Below are 22,346 nucleotides of genomic sequence, written 5' to 3' on the forward strand. Positions count from 1 at the left end.
TATTTTTTTATTATTAAGAAAAAGTATATATGGTGTTTAATAATTAAAGATATTATTTTATTAGATATAAATTTTAGGGGGATGACTAATGAAAAATAAAAAGATATTAGCTTTAATTATACCAGCAATGATGATGGCAGGGGGAGTGATTGGCTGTGGTTCTGAAGCAAAAGAGAGTGGGAAAGAACAGTCGGTTAGTAATATAGTATATTTAGAAGATCAAATAAAGAATAGTGAAAATATAAGTTTAATAGCTTTAAAAGATGGAGAGCAGTTAGAACTTGGAGAGTATACAAAAGGTTATAGATATTATAATAGTGAGAAAGATGAACATATAGTACTTCAGGAGTCAGAAAATGGGGAGCATAATGTTATAAGTATAAATAATAAGGGTGAGAGAACAAGTATTACAAGTGTAACAATGGCAGGGGGATTGATGCAGTATTCACAAAATGGGTTCTTGTATTATGTAGATTCACAAGAACATTTAATACAGCTTAATTTAGAGAGTAAAGAAAAGGTCAGTTTAGGAAAGCAATTTGAAGGAACAGCTGGGGCTGGAATATATGGTGAGTATTATATTTATATTGAAAATAATACTAAGTTAGTGGCTTTAAAAGAAAAGACAAATGAAAAAATAGAAATTAGTAGTACTAATGGAGTAATACAGATTTCTAATGATATTGTAGGAACTACAAGTCTAGATAAAGAAATAATTTATTTTAATACTAAAACTGGGGAAATTAAAAAAGATAAAATAGATACAGAAAAAGAGATTAACTTAATAGATATAAATGATGATACGGCTGTTTATTATGAGGCTAAAGGAGATGTAGCTCAAGTGCGGTTAGAAGTGAAGAAAAAGAAAATAGGAAAAGATGCTCAGACTACAAAAAGTTTAACAGGAAAGCTTAGTAGGGATAATGGTGTAATTACTTTTGACGTTGTAGAAGGCGAGAAAGAAATTACAAAAGCATTTAAAACAAAAGGGGATAAGTTAGAGATTTTAACGCTTGGAGAGAATGTCAAGGGTAAGGCTAGTACTGCTTATGAGGATATATATTATGGGAATGATAGAGGAGTATACAAGGCAGGAAGTAATGGAGGAGAGCTTATATTTGAAAGTTTAGGTGGAGAATTTGATATTTTTGAGCAAGGTGGAAAAATTGTATATATTGAAACTTTAAATAGAGTTCAAAATCCATTACAGAGCAGAGAAACTACTTATAGAGTATATATTGATGGAAAAGTTATTGAAGAGGATGTAGAGTGGATTTCAGAGTCTGGTGATGAATTTATATTTAGAGATAAAGATGGAGTATTCAAAACTTTAATTGATGGGGAAGTTAAGGTTATTAGTATTGATTCTAAATATGAAGGTGTGTCTAATAAGGATGATTTTAGTCCAAGCTTTGGTGAGAAAGATTTAGGATTTGATTATTATAATGGTTTTAATATAAATTCTATTGATGGTTTTTGGAAGTCTGAAAATGAAGGTATAACTAGCTATTATTTAATTCAAGAGGAAGTAATAAGAGAAATAAAAGTTACTGGTAATAAATATGAGTTAGATAATTTCGTTTTATATGATAATGAATTAGAAAATACAGACGAGAATAAATTTAAGGCAGTTATGACTAATATAATATCTGAGGAAGGTAAAGAAGTTATCATAGAAAGACTTAGTGCATCAGAGATTAAAATTGGTGAGAAAGTACTTAAAAGAAGTTCGAAAACAGAATCTGATGAAGTTATAAAAAGTTATATGGACAAAGGACTTAAAGAAGATTTTGCTAATAGATTATTTAGCGAAGGAGAAGCAGTAGTAAGTGATGCTATAGATTTAAATGGAAAAACTTATTATATGATAACTTCTTTAGGAGAAGATGATCATGGTTCAAATACATATTATCTTCGAGAAGATGGTGAAGTGTTTAAAGATTTTGAGTTTGCAGTAGATAAAAAAGTTATAAATGATAGAGAGGGAAGTTTATTTAACTTTGTAATTAACTAAACAAAAAAACAGGGTAAGCTTTAACTAGCCTACCCTGTTTTTTACCAATGTAGTTTATTTTTATTTTTACTTCTAAAAATTATTTTCTTAGCTCTTTTTCTGTATCTACGATGTGTGATTTTATCTTTTATGATAAACATTGCAATTAATGTAGCAAAAATTCCAAGTCCTATAAACATTATATTAGATTTAAAGAAATCAAAAGCTCCTTTTGTAGGAGTATATTCCATTGATACACCACTAAGCAGTGGGATATTAGCTACAATTTGATTATCAACTAAAATATCAGTTGAAAGTATTTTGTCGCCTTCTTTAAAAGTGGTTTTAGTTAAATCTTTTTGTTCAAGTTTTAAATTAGGTTTTACTCCAGTTTCTAAAAGTGTTTTTGTACCTCTAGTAAGTGTATCCTCATTCTTTTTTAATAGGAAGAAGACATCATCACTTGTATATAAAGGTACTTTAGTTTTATTTACAGTTATATCAGTAACAAGGTCACCTTTGCTATAAAGTTTTACTAAATCAGAACTTTCAAATCCATAGTCAAATAAAGCTCTTGTATCCTCAAAGTTATGGAATTTATTTTCTGATTTTAATAATACAGTGATAAGCATTTGACCATCTCTCTTAGCAGCAGCTACATAGCAGCTTCTAGCAAGGTCTGTATAACCAGTTTTTGCAGCAACTAAATCTGCATAATAGTTTGAGTTATTAGGATTATACATTGTAGTTGAGTTATTAACCCACTTAGTTTCTCCATCAACTCTGCTTTTTGGCATTTCATAACTTAAAACCTGACTAATTCTTATAAAGTCTTCATGTTTTAGAGCTTCTCTCAAAACTAAAGATAGATCATATGCTGTTGTATAGTGGTCATCATCAGGAAGTCCACTAGCATTCATAAAATTAGTATCTTTAGCACCAAGTTCTTTAGCTCTCTTTGTCATAAGTTTTCCAAATTCTTCTTCTGTTCCAGAAATATGCTCAGCAAAAGCCATAGCAGTATCATTTGAAGATTGTAAAAGCAATGCATGTAGTAAACTTTCTACTGAGTACATATCGCCTTCTTTTAAAGCTACTGAGCTTCCTTCTGCGAAAGGTGGATTTTCTCCTACTGTGACAATATCAGTAAGTTCTAAATTTTCAAGAACTAATAATGCTGTCATGACCTTAGTTGTTGATGCTGGTGGAAATCTTTTATCAGAATTTTTATCAGATAAAATTTGACCAGTTTGTGCATCAATAAGAACCATACCTTCTGATCTTACTGTAGATGATATATCTGTTGCAAATGCATTTACGCTTGTAAAGCTAAAAAGCATTATAGAAGATAGTAACACCTTAAAAAAGTTTTTCATAAAATGTTCCCCCTAAAAATAGAATCTTTTCACCTAAAAATTAAAATATTTTAGATAATAATTTTTATGATTGCGATTTAATATATATTAAAACAATTTAATTATCAAATTATGTAAATAATTAAAAATTATACACAAAAATGATAAAAATATCTATAAAATACTGAAAACTTGTCAATAATTTAAATGAATATTAATAGATTTTCAAATGAGGGGTGGAAAAAGTTATTATGACTAAAAAAGAGAGAATAATTGGTTGTGTTGTTGGCTTAGTTTTGTTGGTTTCTGTAGGGGTTTTTATAAATTCATTTAAAGAAGCAGAAGTTATTTCCGAAAAAGAAGTATTATCAATGTTTAAGGAAGAAGAATTAAATGGAGAAGAAAAAAGTAAAACATCAACTGATATTATGGACAATAAAAATGATAATAATACAAAACAACTGGAAGAGAAAAAAAATATAGTTGTAGAGGTTAAAGGAGAGGTGAAAAATCCTAATGTATACTCTTTAAAAGAAGGTAGTAGAGTAAATGAACTTATAGAAAAAGCAGGTGGATTAACAGGGGAAGCTAATACAGATAATTTAAATAGGGCTAGTCTTGTTAGTGATGGACAATGTATTATTGTTGGAAATAGAAATAGTATAGAAGAAGAAAAAATAGAAATAGTAGGTATGCAAGGAAGTAGTGAAGCTCAAAATAATGAAGGTATTATAAGTGAGGGGGGCATTGTAAACATAAATAGTGGAACTTTAGAACAACTTCAAACTTTAACTGGAATTGGTGAGGCAAAAGCTAGTGCGATAATAGATTATAGGGAAAGTTCTGGAGGTTTTAAAACTATTGAAGATATAACTAAAGTATCTGGGATTGGAGATAAGACTTTTGAGAAAATAAGAGATAGACTTGCAGTTTAGTTTAATAATGATTATGTGATATAATCTTAATATAATACGAAAGAAAAGTAGGTGAGAGTAATGGTAGAAGAAAAAATAAAATTAACTTCATTAGCAAGAACAGGTGGTTGAGCAGCTAAAATAGGGCCGGAGGCTCTTTCAGGTATTTTAGCACAACTTCCAAAGATGCATGATGAAAATTTAATAGTTGGAATAGACACATCTGATGATGCAGCGGTTTATAGATTAACTGACGACCTTGCTACAATTCAGACATTAGATTTCTTTACTCCTATGGTAGATGACCCTTATACATTTGGGCAGATTGCTGCTGCAAATGCTTTAAGTGATGTTTATGCTATGGGTGGAAAGGCAATAGTTGCACTTAATATAGTTGGTTTTCCAAGTTCTCTTGATATGAATATACTTGGTGAAATTTTAAAAGGTGGAGCTAATAAGGTTATTGAAGCTGGAGCTGTTATTGTTGGTGGACATACAGTAGATGATAAAGAGCCAAAGTATGGTTTATCAGTTACTGGGACAGTGCACCCTGATAAAGTTCTTAAAAATTATGGTGGAAAAACAGGTGAGATAATAATCTTAACTAAGCCAGTTGGTACTGGGATAATAAGTACAGCATTAAAAGGTGGCGCAGCTAGTGATAGTGCTTATAAAAAGGCAGTTGATATTATGACTTATCTTAATAAATATGCAGCTGATATTATTACAAAGTATGAGATATCATCATGTACTGATATTACTGGCTTTGGATTAATAGGTCATATATATGAAATGGCGAAGCCTTCAAATAAGACTTTTAGATTATTTAAGGAGAGTATTCCATATATAGAAGAGGCTAAAGAACTTGCAAAGCAAGGGTTTGTGCCAGGTGGTTCTTATAGAAATAGAGAATATGTTAAGGATGAATATGAACTTATTGATGTAGAGCCTTGGCTAAGAGATATTTTATTTGATCCGCAAACTTCTGGAGGACTTGCATTTACATGCAGGGCTGAGGATTATATGGATATTATGGCAGAACTTGAAAAGTTACCTATGAAAAGTGCTGTTATAGGAACTGTTGAGGACTTTAAAGGAACTTCTATTATTGTTGAATAATAGGAGGAATTATAATGAAAGAATTATTAAGGGGTCTACCAAAGGTAGACCCTATTTTAGAAAGTAAAATAGGAAAAGAACTTACAAAGGAATTTACTAGAGAAAGGGTTAAACTTGCTTTAAGAGATTCCTTATCTTTTTATAGAGATAAAATTTTGAAAAAAGAGATTATAAATATAGTAGATGAAAAAGAGATTATTGATAAAGCAAAGAGTATTCTTAAAGATGATTTTAAGAGTAGTTTAAAAAGAGTTATAAATGCTACAGGAATAGTAATTCATACTAATCTTGGGCGTTCAGTTTTATCAAAAAAATCTGTAGATGCAGTATGTGAGGTGGCAAAAAATTATTCTAACCTTGAATATAATTTAAAAGAAGGGCAGAGAGGGTCAAGATATTCTCATATTGAGGGGATATTAAATAAACTCATAGGTACAGAGGCCGCTCTTGTTGTTAATAATAATGCGGCAGCAGTTATGCTTATTTTAAATGAAATTGCTAGAGGTAAAGAGGCAGTTATATCAAGGGGAGAGCTTGTTGAAATAGGTGGTTCTTTTAGAATTCCAGATGTTATGGAATATTCTGGAGCTATTCTAAAAGAAGTAGGTGCAACTAATAGAACACATACAAAAGATTATGAAAATGCTATAAATGAAAATACAGGAGTTCTTTTAAAGGTTCACAGTTCAAATTATAAAATTATTGGTTTTACTAAGGAAGTAACATCAAAAGAATTAGCACAGATAGGAAAAGAAAATAACATTATAACTTATGAAGATTTAGGTAGTGGAGTTTTAATTAACTTACCTAATATATTAAATGGAGAAAAAACTGTAAAAGATTCTGTTGAGGCAGGGATTGATATAGTTAGTTTTTCAGGAGATAAAATGCTTGGAGGCCCACAGGCAGGAATTATTGTTGGAAAGAAAACTTATATAGATAAACTTAAAAATAATCCACTTACAAGAGCTTTAAGAGTTGATAAATTTACTCTTGCAGCACTTGAAGCTACACTTTTAGAGTATTTAAAAGAGGAAACTGTTATAGAAAATATCCCAACTTTAGGTATGATAACAGAGAGTTTAGATAGTTTAAAGGTCCGAGCAGAAGGCTTTATAGAGAGTCTAAGTAAGATGAATAAATATAAGTTTAATATAAAAGAAGATGTTTCTTTTGTAGGTGGAGGTTCTATGCCAGAGCAAGAACTTAAAACTTATGTTATAGAGATAGATTCAAAGCTAAGTTCAAATGAACTTGAAAAAAGACTTAGAGATTATAAAATTCCAGTGATAGTTAGAATAAGTAAAGATAAAGTACTTCTTGATATTAGAACAATAAGAAAAGAAGAATATAGTATTATTGTTGATGCTTTAGAGGAAGTAGGTGTGATATAGATGAAACATATAATAATAGGAACAGCAGGTCATATAGACCATGGGAAAACTGCACTTGTAAAAGCTCTTACAGGGGTTGATACAGATACAATGGAAGAAGAAAAAAAAAGGGGGATAACTATAAATAATGGTTATACTTACTTTAAATTAAATGATGATACTCTTGCTGGAATTATAGATGTCCCAGGCCATGAAAAATTTATAAAGAATATGGTTGCAGGGGTTTCTTCAATAGATATTGTAATGCTTGTTATAGCTAGTGATGAGGGGATTATGCCACAGACTAGAGAGCATATGGAGATTTTAAATCTTTTAAATATCAAAAAAGGAATAGTTGTTTTAACTAAAAGTGATTTGGTTGATAGTGAGTGGTCTGATTTTATGAAAGAAGAAGTTAGAGATTTTTTATCTAATACTTTTATGAAGGATTCTCCTATAATATCTGTATCATCAAAAACTGGTGATGGAGTTAAAGATTTATGTGAGGCAATTAACAACGAAGTTAATATAGTAGAAGAAAAAGACAAGGGTGAAATATTTAGACTTCCAATAGATAGAGTATTTAAGGTAAAAGGATTTGGAACTGTGGTTACAGGTTCTGTCCTTGGAGGAAGCGTGAAAATAGGTGATGAACTTGAACTTTTAGCAGATGTAGATGAAATTATAAATGTAAAAGTTAGAGGGATACAAATTCATGGAAAAGATACAGATATTGCAATAGCAGGTGAGAGAGCAGCTATAAATATTGTCTATGACAGTAAAAAAGAAGTTGAGAGAGGCATGTTTTTATCTGAAATAGGAAAACAAGAGATTTCTTATATGACAGATTTAAAATTAAAAGTACTTGATTCATATAATGGAAAGCTTGAAAATAGACAAAGAGTTAGAGTATATCATTATGCAAAAGAAGTTATGGGAAGAGTTGTATTACTTGATACACAAGAACTTTTAGCAGGTGAAGAGGGATTTGTACAACTTAGACTTGAAGAAGAAATATCAGCTAAGGTTGGAGATAGAATTGTTATAAGAACATATTCACCTATGCACACTATAGCTGGCGGAACTGTGCTTGATGCAAAACCTATAAAAGCAAAAAGATTTAGAGAAGAATATATAGAAACTTTAAAAATGAAAGAAAGTGGAGATAGTAAAACTCAAATTGAAAATATAATACAGGAAAAAAGTAAAGAGTTTATAAATTCAAAAGAGATAGCAAGTACACTTAATATTTCAGAAGAAGAAGTTAAGGAAGCAATTGAAGTACTTATAGAAGATAAAAAAATTGTAAAGATTTCTAAAGATATAGTATTCCATAATAGATATATTTTAAAACTTGAAAATAATCTTGATAGAATTTATAAAGAATTTTATGAGCAAAATCCATTGAAGCTTGGAATAAATAAAGATGCTTTAAGGAATAAACTTATAGAGAAAAAAATTAAAAATGATATATTTGATTTAATCTTAGAAGTTTTAAAAGATAGAGATTCAATTGAAATTAAAGGGACTATGATTTGTCCAAGGGGATATAAAATAAAATTAAGTAAAGAACAAGATGAGATAAGAAACTTTATTTTAGATGAGTATGAAAACTATAAATTTGCAGCACCTAGATTTGAAGATATAATCAAAAGTCAAAAGAATAAAAAAGATTGTAAACTTGTATTATCAATGTTTATAGAAGATGGAACATTAATATACTTAGAAGATAACTTATATGTTTTATCAAAGTTTTATGATGTGGAAAAAGGTAGAGTTATAGAGTTTATAAAAGAAAATGGAATAATAACACTTTCTGATTTAAAAGAGATAATAGATACATCAAGAAGATATTTAGTTGCATTTCTAGAAAAGTTAGATAAAGAAAAAGTGACTAAAAGAGATGGTGAGGGAAGAGTTTTAGCATAGGAGAGAAGTTATGAGTAAAGTAGTTAGAAGAGGATATATACCAACAGATGTAAAAGAGTTTAGTGAAGAAGCAGTTATAAAATTCCAAATAGCTTATATATTGATTTTAGTTTTGAATAATAATTAAAAACTCTTTACTTCCAATAAATAACAAATTACAATGAACTTATAAATATGTTTAAGGGGTGAGCTAGAATGATTTTATTAGGTGTGAGAGGGAAAGTTAATAGAGTATATTTAAAAGTTAAAAATACGAGTGATCAAAAAATAGAAAAAATATTATTTACTACTGAAGATGCTGAAAACACTGCAAAGATAAAAAGGCTAAAGGTTAATGATGAAAAGAAAACATCAATTTCAAACTTTAAAGAGATTAAAAATCTAAAAATGAGTATTGAAGGTTGTGAAAAATCATATATTCTTAAAGAAAAAATAGAGGCAGCACAACCAGAAACAGTTTTGATTACAATTAAAAGTTTTAATGAGAAAGAATGCAATTATACGATAGAAAAAGTATTTATATAGAATATAAAAAAGTTATGATGTTATATCATAGCTTTTTCTTTTGTGCAAAATACAGTTAGTAATGTGCAACTTAGAGGATTTTAGTTGTCAAAGAAGAATTAGAATAATAAGATAGGAATATAGAAAGAGATTAAAACTAAAAGGTGAAAAGGATTAAGAATAGGAGGGGGTAAAGATGAGTAGTGTTATTAGTGTAGATAAATTAAATAAAAATTATAATGGTTCAAGAGGGGTAAAAGATGTTTCATTTCATATTAAAAAAGGAGAAATTGTTGGGTTTATAGGACCTAATGGGGCAGGTAAATCAACTACTATAAAAATTCTTCTTAATATGATTTTTAAGGATAGTGGAGAAGCTAAGATTTTTGGGAAAGATTGTGAAGTAAACTCAAAAGAGATAAAAGAAAGAGTTGGATATGTTCCAAGTGAAGTTAGATTTTATGAAAGTGTAAAAGTTAAAGATATAATTGCATATGCAAAAAGTTTTTATAAAAATATAGATAATGAAAGAGTAGATTATATTTGTAGTAAACTTGAGATTGATATGAATAAAAAGATGAAAGAATTATCACTTGGGAACAAAAAGAAGATAGCTATAGTACAAGCTTTGATAGCATCACCAGAACTTATTATCTTAGATGAGCCTACTAATGGACTTGACCCTTTAGTGCAAAAAAATCTTTTTGAAATTATCTTAGAAGAAAGTAAAAAAGGAAAAACTATATTTTTATCAAGTCATAATCTAACAGAGGTTCAAAGTTATTGTGATAAAGCTATAATCATAAAAGAAGGTGAAATTATAGATATAAAAGATATGAGTAGCCTAAAAGAGATGAAAAAGAAAAAGATAACAGTTATTAGTGATGACATTAAAAGTGAAAATTTAAAAGAGTTTTCAAAAAATATAAAAGTTACAGGAAATAAGTTTGAGTTTAATTATAGTGATGATATGAATAAACTTTTACTAAAGCTTACAAAGTATAAAATAATAGATTTAAGTATATGTGAAGAGGAATTGTTAGATAGTTTTATGCACTATTATGAGGGGGATAAATAGATGAATGTTATAAAGTTTGAACTTAAAAAGAATATGAAATCTATAATGATTTGGTCAGTAGTTACATCACTTGTACTAACTTTATTTATGTCTATGTTTCCTACAATGGAAAGCATGGATATGATGGATATAATGATGGCAAAAATGGATGCATTACCACCTGTAATGCTAGAAATGTTTAATATTTCAACAACAATGGATTTTACTAATATAGTTGATTATTTTGCTTATTCATTTCAGTATATATTAATGGCTATATGTATTTATGGTGCTATGATTGGAACTTCAGCTTTAAGCAAAGAAGAGAGTGAGGGGACTATTGAATTTTTATATTCAAAGCCAATAACAAGAACTTCAATAGTTTTAAAGAAATTTATGGTAAGTATAATCTCATTATTTATAGTTATTACTATAATAGGAATTGTTAGTTTTGGATTTGTAGCAGCTTTTACAAGTGGTGAAGCAAATCAGTTAGATACTTTTATGCAGATAAAAGAGATACTTGTAGGTTCATTTATAGTAGCATTTATATTTATGAGTGTAGGATTTTTAATATCAGTTTTACTTAAAGATAATAAATCACCTATACAGATAGGACTTGGAATATTCTTTGCAAGCTATATACTTGGAATAGTTGCAAAGTTTAATGAAAAATTTGAATTTGTAAAATACTTTTCTCCATATGATAAATTTGCACCATCAGAAATAGTAGCAAATGGTTTGGATTTTGGATATTTAGGAATAAGTATTTTATTTATAATAGTGAGTATGGGATTAACATTTATTTTATATAAGAAAAGAGATTTTAGAGTTTAAATTAGAATAAAAGCATATAAAAAATGGAACTGTATGAGAAAATACAGTTCCGTTTTATTTGTTTTAAATTAGTTATTTAGATAGCTGTCCAAAGAGCAGGAACATTTGAAGGCTCCCATCCATTAAGTGCTGAGTGAGGTTGTAAGCACTTATAAGTTTTACCACTATAAGTTGCAATATCACCTTTTTTATAGTCTGCACCAGCTTTCCAAGCTTGAACTTCAGGGTCTGGGTTTCCACCACCACCCTCAGAATCTATAGTTACTTTTACTGATATTTTATCTGAATTTGTTGAATTAGTATCATTTGTAAGAGTCACATAGTACTCAAAGTTTCCACTTTCAGTTTTCTTTAAATCATGTTTTATAGTAGCAGCCGCTGCTGTAACTTTTCCAGATTTTATAGATTTACCATTTTCGAATATTTCATATTTAGTAGCTTTACTATCTTTTGGGATAGATGTAGTTACTGAATAATTACCATCTTTACTATCAGCTGTAGAAGCTGTGATTGTAGCTTTTTTAGGGCTTTCAGGTGTTGGAGGAGGAGTTATATCACCCTCACCAATTCCTTTACCTGTAAGTTTGATATTAGTAGGTTTAATATCACCAATACCACCATCACAAGCACCACCAAAACTTATTGAACCTTTAGCAGGGATACTTCCATTCCAAGAATTTGGTTTAACTGTGTAAACACTATCTTTTGATGTGAAGTTTACATCCCAAGCACTTTGGATTTTCTTAGCAAATTCAAATGATAATGACCAATCTGTTATAGGCTCTGAACCATTATTAAATATTGTCATTTGATAATTTCCACCACTATGCCAATCTTGAGTTACTTCAAACTCAACTTTATAGCCATCATTTTCAGTAGGAGGGTCAATAGGTGGCTCAACAATTTCTTCAGTTACAGAAACTTTGATAGTTGAGCTACAAGTTTCACCATTTTTATTTGAAAGTTTTATAAAGTAATTATAATCTCCAATAGTTTTTTTTGTGAAATCTTTTTTGATAACTTTTTGAGCTGAATTTGCTTCTATATTACCAAAATCAATTAAATCTTCATTTTCAAATATCTCATAACCAAGTGCAAGTGAATTTGCTGGTATAGTAGCAGTTACACTATAATCACCAGTTTGAGTCTCATTTGTAGAGGCTATTATAGAAGGTTTTCTAGGTTTATCTAAATCAGGTGTCGGAGGGTTAATTGACCCATCTAATGGAAGTGGATTTTTAAAGTAATGTTGAGCTTTAGTTATCCACCAATAATCATCAGTAGGAGGAGAACCAACGGCATCTGTACTAGCTCCAACTCCAGCTCCAAATAGCATAGAGATTACTCCAGCATCCTTAGCTTCTTCCATATGTCCACCCCAAGTAATCATATCTCCTTCGGCTGTGATTTTAGAATCATTAGCTTCATTTGTAGAGAAGTACTCAGTTCTTTTATCTCCACCAGCTTTGAAAGTATCTCCAAAGAAGAATGTTGGTGCAGAATCTTCATAATGAGAAACTGCATTTGATAAATCATCAAAGTTTCCACCATCATAAGAGTCTGGTGTTTGAGTAGAATTAAGATGTCCTACAGGAAGTTGCCAAAGAACTACAGGTTGCTCTGTTACTTCATGTAAAGTCTTAGTATATAAAAGATAGTTATTCCAAATATCAGCATTCCAAAGCCATCTTGAATCTTTTGGATTCTCAGGTGCACCAGCTTCATAAGCTCCATCAAGACCATATTTATCTATAGAGATAAATTCTGTTCCATAAGAGTTTATACCAGCAGCATCATAATATTCAGCAGTCGTAGTGGCAGCATCTTTAATAAATTCTCTACCTTCATCCCAACCAGCATATTCAGTTTTATGAAGTAATCCTTGACCTGGAACTCCAGGCTGATTATATGACCAGATATTAAACTGCCAGCCATTATAAGCTTGAGGATAATATTTTTCAACTGTGTAGTTTATAGCTTCAACAAGACCTTTAACATTATTTTCAAAGTCAGGGTCTTTGCCTTTTTCAAGAACACCAGAAGTATAAGCAGCCTCAACAACAGCACTTATTTCATTTGGTTGTTTACCTGATTGTTGCATCATGTATCCAAGGAAATCTGGCTCAAATATCATACCAACAGTTTCATCACCAGCATATTCAATACAAATATCTAAAAGGAATTTTAAATCTTTGAAATAAGCTTCCATATACTTTGTATCATTTATATGAGCAAGGTCAGTAGCATAATCTTCTGATGAGTCAGGGATATTATAGTAAACGAAGAATGGTATCATTCCAAGTTTTAAACTTTCAGTAATATATCTTTTAGCTCTAGCACCATCTTCAGTTGTCCAGCTTCTCCAACCAGAGAAAGGACCACCATTAATGTAGATATATCTTATATCCATTCTTTTATTAGTATCATCAGTATCAATATCTCTCCAAAAGTTTAAGTCATTATCTGTATCTTCTGAAACTTGTCCAATTGATAGATAGTCAGGCATTCCAGGAAGTGTTTTATCCTCTTCAAGAACTCTACATCCTACATGTCTAACCTCACCACTTGTTTCTTCAACAATTTTAAATCCAGCTCTACCACCATCAACACCTTCGATTTTAAGAGTAGTACCGTTTACAATTGAAGCCTTAGCAACTGATGTGTTACTTGATATTACAGAGAATTTAGGATTTTCAACATCAATATGAATAAGGTCATATTCTGTTGTACCTTGCTCTACTGTGAATTGACTTTGAGTTTTTTCATCATCAACTATATCAATAACAATATCACTCATTTCAGCAGAACCAACTCTAAGTGAAATAGGCTCGCTCATTGTTGAACCAAATTCATTTATAAGCTCTAATTGGTAGTAATAAGTACCAGGAAGTTTTCTACCTGATATTTGAACTTCACCATGTTGTGGGTTTGGACTTGCATCAACAAGCTTACCGGAAGCAACCTCAACAAAGTCATTTTTAACTCCAATTCTTTCATATAGTTTATAGCTAGAGCCGTTATTTCCATACCACATACTAAAACTGATAGTATATTCACCATCAGCATCATTACCATATTGGTTATGTTGTAGAATAGCCGCTCCAGGAGCACCGCTAGCAGTTTTAGGATTAGCAAAAGCTAACATGCTAGGTGCAAGTGATAGTACAAATGTTAAACAAATAAATAAACTTGTAGTTCTTTTAAGTTTGTTAAACATTTTTCTCATAAAAAGTCCCCCTTTATTAAAAAATATAATACATTTTTATGTTCTCACAATTGGGATAAAATGTAAAATAATTTCAAGATACAAATAATAACAAAATGAGCGTTATTAGAACTAGAGTCTACAGTGTTTTAGAAATTTAGAAGATAAAGATAAATAAGACTATCAAATTTATTCAAACAAACATAACATAGTTAAGGTTTACATAAAATGGAAAATAATATAATATTAAAATGAGAGTTTATATATAGGGAGAGGATTTTATGAAGAAAATTTTAGTCTTATCATTATGTGCAGTTTTAGCAGGAAGTTTATTAGTAGGGTGTGGAAGTAGTAATGAGAAAGTAGCAGAACAGAATAAAGAACAAGTAGAAAGTGAAAAAGAAGAAAGAAAAGAAGTAGAAGCAAAAGAAATAAATGTAGCAGAAGTTGATATAAAAGGATTAACAGAATCAGAATTTAAAGGAGCTACTAAATTAGGAGATATAACAACAGCAGCAGAATCTCATCAAAAAAGACTTGCTAACGGAAGTGCACTAATGTTAGAAAACTTTGAAAATAGTTCAACTGGTGGATATAAAAATGGTGCAATAAGTGAAGAAACTAATTATGTAGTAGATTTTCTTAATAAAAATGAAGAATCAAGTTTGAAAAATATATCTACTGAATTTGCAGTTAATACAACAAGTGAAGATTTTGGAAGTAAGATAATAATAGGATTTAATATTAATAGTGAAAAAGGATTAGTTATAAGTGATGAAGAAATGAAAGTTATAAGAGCAGTACTGCCAGAGCTTGAGAAAGAAGATATTAAAAAGCACATGTCAGATATAATTACAGAATCAGAAAATGGACCTGATAGTTATAGTTATGATTATGTAGTACCAGCACCACAGGCGCTATTTATGGATACGGTTGTAAGTGAAGGACCTATTGAGGACTTAGTAATAAATATAACATTCTGGACAAATTATAATTACGTATAGATAGTAAAAAAGGTTGCTACCAAATCAATGATAGCAACCTTTTATTTTATTTAGATTTTTGACCAAAGTGAAGGAACATTAGATGGCTCCCAACCAATTAATGATGAGTGAGGTTGAAGACATTTATATTCTACATTTTTGTAGCTTACAACATCACCAATTTTATAACTCACATTTGGTTTCCATGCACTTGATAAATCGGGGTCTGGAGTTTCTCCACCACCAATATTTACAGTTACAGTTACTTTGTTTGAATTAGTAGAACCATGTTTATTAGTAAGTTTTACATAATAATCATAGCTACCTTTTTCAGTTTTTGTTAAATCAACTTTTATAGTAGAAGTTGAGATAGCACCTGATTTTATAACTTTACCATTCTCGAATATCTCAAAGCTATCAGCTTTATGATTTTCTGGAAGAGTAGCAGTTACAGAATACTTTCCATCTTCACTTACAGAAGTTGAACTTTTCATTGTAGATTTAAGTGGCTTTTCTGGGCTTGGAGGAGTGATATCACCAATTCCATCACCTGTTAATTTAATATTTTCAGGCTTTTTATCAGTAAGTCCACTTTTAGAAGCACCACCAAAACTTACAGAGCTACCAGCTGGGATTGAAGAATTCCAAGATTTTGGCTTAACTGAGTATTTACCATCTTTGATAGTCATATCAACATCCCAAGAACCTTGGATATTATCTGCAAAATCAAAAGTTAATTCCCAGTTTTTAATTTCTGTTGTCCCAGTATTAGAGACAGTCATAACATAGTTAGCACCACTTCCCCAGTCTTGAGTGATTTCAAAATCTACTTCATAAGAAGCATCATCTGGATCAATAGGTGGGTCAATAGGTGGATCTATAGGTGGGTCAACAATTTCATCTTTAACAACTGTTACAGTCACTTTATTACTTGTACTTTGACCATCTTTATTAGTTAATTTAATATAGTACTCATAAGCACCTACAGGCTTTTTAGTAAAGTCTGTTTCAATAACTTTTTTATCAGAAGTCACAGGTCCTTTATCTATAACTTTTCCATTTTCAAATAATTCAAAGCTATCAGCATGTGAATTAGCTGTGATAGTTGAAGTTATTTTATAATCTCCTGTTACTGTTTGAGCAACTGAAGAAGTTATAGAAGGTTTTCTTGGTGGGATTTTATCTGGTTTTGGAGTATCCCCATCAAGTGGTAGTGGATTTTTAAGGTATCTTTGAGCCTTAGTTATCCACCAATAATCATCAGCAGGAGGTGAACCTACAGCATCAGTACTAGCACCAACACCAGCTCCAAATAGCATAGAAATTACTCCAGCATCTTTAGCTTCTTGCATATGATCTCCCCAGGTAATAACATCAGCGTTAGCTGTTATTTTTGGGTCATTAGCTTCACTTTTACCAAAGTAGTCAGTTCTATTTCCACCACCAGCATCAAAAGTATCTCCAAAGAAGAATGTTGGAGCAGAATCTTCATAGTGTCCAACTTCATTTGATAAAGGAGGGAACTTACCATTATTATATGGATTTGGTTCCTGTGAATCATTAAGACGACCTACAGGTAACTGCCATAAAATAACTGGCTGTTCTGTAACTTCGTGTAATGTGTTTGTATATAAAAGATAGTTATCCCATATATCTGCATTCCAAAGCCACTTTGAACTTTTGGGATCCTCAGCAGCACCGCCCTCATAAGCTCCATCAAGACCATATTTATCTATAGAGATAAATTCTGTTCCATATGAATTTATTCCAGCAGATTTATAGTAATCAGCAGTGATTTGAGCAGCATTTTTAATATACTCTCTACCAGGCTCCCAACCTATAAATTCTGTTTTGTGAAGAAGACCTTGAGATGGTATACCAGGTTCTTCATATGACCAGATATTAAACTGCCACCCATTGTAAGCTTGTGGATAATATTTTTCTACTGTGTAGTTTATAGCTTCAACAAGACCTTTAACATTGTTTTCAAATTGTGGGTCTTTACCTTTTTCAAGAACACCTGAGCTATAAGCAGCATCAACAAGAGCACTTATTTCATCTGGTTGTTTACCAGATTGTTGCATCATATATCCAAGGAAATCAGGTTCAAATATCATACCAACAGTTTCATCACCAGCATATTCAATACAAATATCAAGGAAGAATTTTAAATCTTTAAAGTAAGCTTCCATATAATCTTTGCTATTGATGTGCTCTAAATCTACTAAGTAATCCTCGGCATCATCAGGAATATTATAATAAACGAAGAAAGGTATCATACCAAGTTTTAAGCTTTCTTTGATATAAGTTTTAGCTCTAGCACCATCTTCACTAGTCCATGTTCTCCATCCAGAGAAAGGACCACCATTAATGTAGATATATCTTATATCCATTCTTTTATTAGTATCATCTGAATCAATATCTCTCCAAAATTCAAGGTCACCCTCTCTATCTTCAGAAACTTGTCCAAGTGATAAGTAATCAGGCATACCAGGAAGTGTCTTATCCTCATTTAGGACTCTAGCACCGATATGTCTTGTTTCTCCAGTAGTTTCTTCTGTGATTTTAAGACCTGTTCTACCACCAGAAACACCTTCGATTTTAAGAGTATCACCATTAATAATAGTAGCATTTGCAACTGTAGTATTGCTTGAAACAACTGAGAACTTAGGATTCTTTGCATCTACATGAATTAACTTGTATTGTGCAACTCCTTGTTCAATAGTAAATTGATTTTGAGTTTGCTCATCATCAATTATATCTATTACTATTTTGCTCATTTCAGTCATTCCGACTTTAAGAGAAATAGTATCACTAGTTGTTTTACCAAATTCATTGCTAAACTCCATATAATAGTAATAAGTTCCAGGTAATGATCTACCTGAGATTGGTACTTGTACATGTTGTGGACTTGGAGTTCCATCAACAAGTTCTCCAGAAGCGATAGGTGTAAAATCATTTTTTATTCCTATTCTTTCATAAAGAGTGTACTTAGTAGCATTATTTCCATAATACATACTAGAACTTATATTGAAATTACCATCAACATCATTACCATATTGGTCGTGTTGAATAGTTGGTTTTCCAGGAGCACCAGATGCTGCCTTTGTATCATTTGCAAGCGCTGTAAAATTAGGAGTAAGCGCAAGTGCAAACATAGTACAAATTAAGAAGCTAGTAGCTCTTTTGATTTTATTAAACGTTTTATTCATAAAAAAATCCCCCTTATAAAAACATTTACATCCTTATAATCTCATTAATGACAAAAAAAGTAAAATAAAACCATGAAACAAATTATGACAGGATGATAGGCGGGTTTACAAGATAAAGTTAAGTTAACTTAATAAAGGATTAAAGGTGAATTTTGCTAAAGATTTGACAGATTTTATATTTTAAAATATTATAAGAGTATAAATGAATATTGCTAGGGGCGCCTTATGGCTGAGAAATTCTAATTATTGAATTGACCCTTGAACCTGATTTGGTTAATACCAGCGTAGGAAAGCATTAAAATTTAAAAAAATCTTATAACTAAGTACTTTCAACATAGTTATAATTTCTATTGTTAAGTTTAACACTATCCTTTAATTAGGATAGTGTTTTTTTTATATAAAATTAAAAGATAATTAAATGGCATAGCTAATTTAATATTTAGGGGAGTGTGTAAAAATGATAGATACTTACAAAATACCAACACTTACAATAGCAGGTTCTGATTGCTCTGGTGGGGCAGGAATACAGGCAGATTTAAAAAGTTTTAGTGCTAATAAAACTTATGGAATGAGTGTTATAACTGCAATTACAGCTCAAAATACTATGGGAGTTTTTGATGTTGCAGAAATAGATGTTGAAATGATTAAATCACAAATAAAATCAATATTTGAGGATATAGTACCAGAGGCTACAAAGATAGGAATGGTTTCTAGTGAGGTTATCATAAAAGAAATTGCTAGAAGTTTAGAATTTTATAAGGTTAAAAATTTAGTTGTTGACCCAGTTATGATTTCAAAAAGTGGTTTTTCTCTTTTAAAGCCAGAGGCTAAAAAGGCTTTAAAAGAATATTTAGTTCCACTTGCATATGTGATAACTCCAAATGTGCCAGAGGCAGAGGAACTTACAGATATGAAGATTGAAACTTTAGAAGATATGAAAGTTGCGGGAGAGAAGATATTAAAACTTGGAGCAAAGTATGTGTTAGTTAAGGGTGGACATCTTGAGGGTGATTCAATAGATTTATTAATTGGTGAGGGAGTAGAAGAATACTTCCCAGCTAAAAGACTTGATAGAAAAAATACTCATGGGACAGGCTGTACATTATCAGCTACTATTTGTTCTAATTTAGCTAAGGGACAAGATATAAAAGAGGCTATTAAAAATGCTAAGATTTATATTACAGAGGCAATTGCAAATAGTTTTGATATAGGAAATGGGATAGGACCAGTGCATCATTTTTACAATGTTAAGTTTAAATAAGTAAGGGGAGATATAATATGTTTAGTTTAATTAGTGAAGTTAAAAATAAAACACCTTTAGTAGTTCAGTTTACTAATGAAGTTACAATAAATGATTGTGCAAATGTTACTCTTGCTATAGGGGCTAGTCCTATAATGTCATCATACTTAGAGGATGTTGAGGATATAGTTAAAATAGCGAGTAGTATTGTTATAAATATAGGAACTATAAATAGAGAATCAGAGAAAGTCTTTAAAGAGGTGGCAAGGTTTGCAAAGATTTATAATAAGAAAATTGTTTTAGACCCTGTAGGAGTTTTTGCCAGTCCTAAAAGATTTGCATATGTAAAAGAACTTTTAGAAATTAATAATTTTACTGTTATTAAGGGGAATCTTGCAGAGATAAAAGCTATTGGAGGAATGGAGTCGAGGGGGCAAGGTGTAGATTCTTTAGATAATGATATTAATATAGAAGAGATTAAAAAATTAAGTAAAAAACTTAATACTATTTTAGCCATTACAGGTAAGGATGATTATATTACTGATGGAGAAAGAGTTATTAAAATAAGTAATGGAACTACAAAACTTAAATGTGTTAGTGGGACAGGCTGTATGAGTGCTAGTCTTATAGCATCTTATCTTGGGGCTTGTGAAAATGATTTAGAGGCTACTACTATGGGGATTTTAACTATGTCACTTTCAGGAGAACTTGCAGATGAAAAAAATCAAGGTATAGGAAGTTTTAAAGTTGCATTAATGGATGAAATATATTTACTTACAGAATCTAAAATAAAAAATTCTGTAAGGATTGAAGGGATGTAATAAAATGAATTTTACAGATAGATTATTTGAAGGATCAAAAGAAATTTGGATGGGATATATAGAGCATCCATTTATACAAGGAATTATAGATGGGAGTTTAGAAAAAGAGAAGTTTGAGAGATATTTAGTTCAGGATTATTTATATTTAAAAGAGTATGCAAAAGTTTTTGCTATGGGAGTAGTAAAAGCTGAAACTATGGAGGAAATGAAGTTCTTTTATAATTCTGTAAAGGGAACTATGGAGGATGAAAATGAGCTTCATATTAGAATTTTAAAAGAGAATGGTTATAAGATAGAAGATGTAGAAAAGATGAAAGAATATCTTGATAATACAAGTTATACATCTTATATGAATGCTATTGCTAGTAAAGATGGAATTAAAGAGATAGCAGCAGCAATTCTTCCTTGTACTTGGAGCTATAATTTTATAGGTAAATATATTATAGAGAATCATAGTGATAAGATAAATGGGAATCCATATAAAGAGTGGATTGAATTATATGGTGATGCAGGATTTACAGAGTTTACTGATAAGTGGATAGATTATACTAATAAACTTTGTAATGATATTTCAGAAGAGGACAAGTTAAATCTTATAAATATTTTTGTGAATTGTAGTATATATGAAATGAAATTCTGGGATATGGCATATGGGGAGGTTAATAAAGATGAATTACTTAGAGAAAATGAAATTATATCTTGTAACTGATTCTGATATTTTAAAAGATAGAGATTTTTATTTTGAGATAGAAGAAGCTTTAAAAGCAGGTGTTAAATGCATTCAGCTTAGAGAGAAAAATCTTTGTGGAAAAGAATTTTTAGAAAAAGCTAAAAAGCTTAGAGAAATTACAGATAAGTATGAAGCATTGCTTATAATAAATGATAGAGTCGATATTGCAATTTTATGTGATGCAGATGGGGTGCATGTGGGACAAAGTGATATTCCTTTAAGTGATGTTAGAAAACTTGTTGGCGATAATATGATTATAGGAGTTTCAACAAATACTGTAGAACTTGCAAAGGAAGCAAAAAAGAATGGTGCAGATTATATAGGTGTTGGTGCAGTATTTCCAACTAGTACAAAAAAAGATGCAAAAGATGTTGGGATAGAACTTTTAGAAGAGATAGTAAAAAGGGTAGAGTATATCCCAATAGTTGCTATAGGTGGGATAAAATTATCTAATTTGGAGATGATAAAGCATATAGATATTACAGGATATGCAGTAATATCGGATATTTTAGGGAATGAAAATATTTTTTCTAAGTGCAAAGAGTGGCTTAATAGTGTAAATTAAGGTAAAATAATAGATAAGTTATTCAGCTAGGGTTTTTACCTTAGCTGATATTTTATGCTTATTACGTCGCTTAGTTTACATGGATAATTTCATATAGTATACTAATAAAATGACATTTCTAAGTTGAAAAAGGGAGGGTCAGAATATGGAAAACAATAATCAAGAAAACAAAGAAGTAGAGATAGAAAAGATTTTAGAAACAGACAAAGGAACTATGGTAGAAAAAACAGAAATTAAGGTCTCAAAAGAGCCTGTAAAAGGATTTTTCTCAAGATTAATGACTGGAGTTATAGACCAATGTATCGTAATTGGTTCATCACTTATAGCATTATTAATTATGGATGGAATTTATAAGTTATTAGGTTATTATATAGTAGATAGAGTACCAGTATTCTTTATACTTTATGTAGCAGCTAACATAATATATCCATTAATTATGCAAGGAACAAGATTTAGAGCAACATTTGGAAATAGATTATTTAGATAAGACATGCATTTAGAGGTGAAAG

At 30.4% G+C, this 22,346-nt stretch carries 17 protein-coding genes and 1 riboswitch; of the genes, 14 read left to right on the forward strand and 3 right to left on the reverse strand.

Annotated elements, in window-relative coordinates; all coding sequences use genetic code 11:
* Positions 1-88: 88 nt before the first annotated feature.
* Complete coding sequence (locus Q0V24_RS01860; RefSeq protein ID WP_297518124.1) at positions 89-2,014, forward strand: hypothetical protein; 1,926 nt, start codon at positions 89-91, stop codon at positions 2,012-2,014.
* Between the two features lie 41 nt (positions 2,015-2,055).
* Here the strand turns inward: Q0V24_RS01860 and Q0V24_RS01865 are convergent, their stop codons facing one another.
* On the reverse strand, positions 2,056-3,369 hold the full coding sequence (locus Q0V24_RS01865; RefSeq protein ID WP_297518127.1) for a serine hydrolase: 1,314 nt from the start codon (positions 3,367-3,369) through the stop codon (positions 2,056-2,058).
* A 230-nt stretch (positions 3,370-3,599) separates the two neighbouring features.
* Between Q0V24_RS01865 and Q0V24_RS01870 the strand changes: the two genes are divergently transcribed.
* From Q0V24_RS01870 to Q0V24_RS01900, 7 genes are all read left to right on the forward strand, one after another.
* Entirely contained in the window at positions 3,600-4,283 is a 684-nt protein-coding gene (locus Q0V24_RS01870; protein ID WP_297518130.1) for a helix-hairpin-helix domain-containing protein, read from the forward strand.
* A 60-nt stretch (positions 4,284-4,343) separates the two neighbouring features.
* On the forward strand, positions 4,344-5,381 hold the full coding sequence (selD, locus tag Q0V24_RS01875; RefSeq protein ID WP_297518133.1) for a selenide, water dikinase SelD: 1,038 nt from the start codon (positions 4,344-4,346) through the stop codon (positions 5,379-5,381).
* An 8-nt stretch (positions 5,382-5,389) separates the two neighbouring features.
* The gene (gene selA, locus Q0V24_RS01880) at positions 5,390-6,775 is read left to right on the forward strand and encodes an L-seryl-tRNA(Sec) selenium transferase (RefSeq protein WP_297518199.1); all 1,386 of its coding nucleotides are present in this window, start codon (positions 5,390-5,392) and stop codon (positions 6,773-6,775) included.
* Positions 6,776-8,683 carry a selenocysteine-specific translation elongation factor gene (gene selB, locus Q0V24_RS01885; RefSeq protein ID WP_297518135.1) on the forward strand — a complete coding sequence of 636 codons (1,908 nt, stop codon included), beginning with the start codon at positions 6,776-6,778 and terminating at the stop codon, positions 8,681-8,683.
* Between the two features lie 195 nt (positions 8,684-8,878).
* Positions 8,879-9,208: a hypothetical protein gene (locus tag Q0V24_RS01890; RefSeq protein WP_297518138.1), complete on the forward strand. Its 330-nt coding sequence runs from the start codon at positions 8,879-8,881 to the stop codon at positions 9,206-9,208.
* 175 nt (positions 9,209-9,383) lie between these two features.
* Entirely contained in the window at positions 9,384-10,265 is an 882-nt protein-coding gene (locus tag Q0V24_RS01895) for an ABC transporter ATP-binding protein (RefSeq protein ID WP_297518140.1), read from the forward strand.
* A complete protein-coding gene (locus Q0V24_RS01900; protein ID WP_297518143.1) occupies positions 10,266-11,081 on the forward strand; it encodes an ABC transporter permease subunit in 816 nt (271 codons plus the stop codon). It abuts the gene before it with no gap.
* Between the two features lie 76 nt (positions 11,082-11,157).
* Here Q0V24_RS01900 and Q0V24_RS01905 read toward each other — a convergent pair whose 3' ends face one another.
* The gene (locus tag Q0V24_RS01905) at positions 11,158-14,307 is read right to left on the reverse strand and encodes a carbohydrate-binding protein (RefSeq protein WP_297518146.1); all 3,150 of its coding nucleotides are present in this window, start codon (positions 14,305-14,307) and stop codon (positions 11,158-11,160) included.
* Positions 14,308-14,567: 260 nt separating this feature from the next.
* Between Q0V24_RS01905 and Q0V24_RS01910 the strand changes: the two genes are divergently transcribed.
* Positions 14,568-15,290 (forward strand): hypothetical protein, encoded by a 723-nt coding sequence (locus tag Q0V24_RS01910; protein ID WP_297518148.1) that lies wholly within the window; start codon positions 14,568-14,570, stop codon positions 15,288-15,290.
* Between the two features lie 50 nt (positions 15,291-15,340).
* Here Q0V24_RS01910 and Q0V24_RS01915 read toward each other — a convergent pair whose 3' ends face one another.
* On the reverse strand, positions 15,341-18,481 hold the full coding sequence (locus Q0V24_RS01915) for a cellulose binding domain-containing protein (RefSeq protein WP_297518151.1): 3,141 nt from the start codon (positions 18,479-18,481) through the stop codon (positions 15,341-15,343).
* A 204-nt stretch (positions 18,482-18,685) separates the two neighbouring features.
* A riboswitch (TPP riboswitch) is annotated at positions 18,686-18,789 on the forward strand.
* Positions 18,790-18,938: 149 nt separating this feature from the next.
* Here Q0V24_RS01915 and thiD point away from each other — a divergent pair.
* The 5 genes from thiD to Q0V24_RS01940 all read left to right on the forward strand — a co-directional run bounded on the left by thiD (position 18,939) and on the right by Q0V24_RS01940 (position 22,324).
* Entirely contained in the window at positions 18,939-19,742 is an 804-nt protein-coding gene (gene thiD, locus Q0V24_RS01920) for a bifunctional hydroxymethylpyrimidine kinase/phosphomethylpyrimidine kinase (protein ID WP_297518154.1), read from the forward strand.
* Positions 19,743-19,759: 17 nt separating this feature from the next.
* Positions 19,760-20,542 (forward strand): hydroxyethylthiazole kinase, encoded by a 783-nt coding sequence (thiM, locus tag Q0V24_RS01925; protein ID WP_297518157.1) that lies wholly within the window; start codon positions 19,760-19,762, stop codon positions 20,540-20,542.
* Between the two features lie 4 nt (positions 20,543-20,546).
* Positions 20,547-21,251, forward strand: coding sequence for a thiaminase II (tenA, locus tag Q0V24_RS01930; RefSeq protein WP_297518159.1), 705 nt, complete (start codon positions 20,547-20,549; stop codon positions 21,249-21,251).
* Positions 21,211-21,837: a thiamine phosphate synthase gene (thiE, locus tag Q0V24_RS01935; RefSeq protein WP_297518162.1), complete on the forward strand. Its 627-nt coding sequence runs from the start codon at positions 21,211-21,213 to the stop codon at positions 21,835-21,837. Before tenA ends, thiE begins: the two co-directional genes overlap by 41 nt.
* A gap of 145 nt (positions 21,838-21,982) precedes the next feature.
* Entirely contained in the window at positions 21,983-22,324 is a 342-nt protein-coding gene (locus Q0V24_RS01940; protein ID WP_297518165.1) for a hypothetical protein, read from the forward strand.
* Positions 22,325-22,346: the final 22 nt, after the last annotated feature.

Source organism: uncultured Clostridium sp., assembly GCF_947039605.1.
Classification (GTDB): domain Bacteria; phylum Bacillota; class Clostridia; order Clostridiales; family Clostridiaceae; genus Sarcina.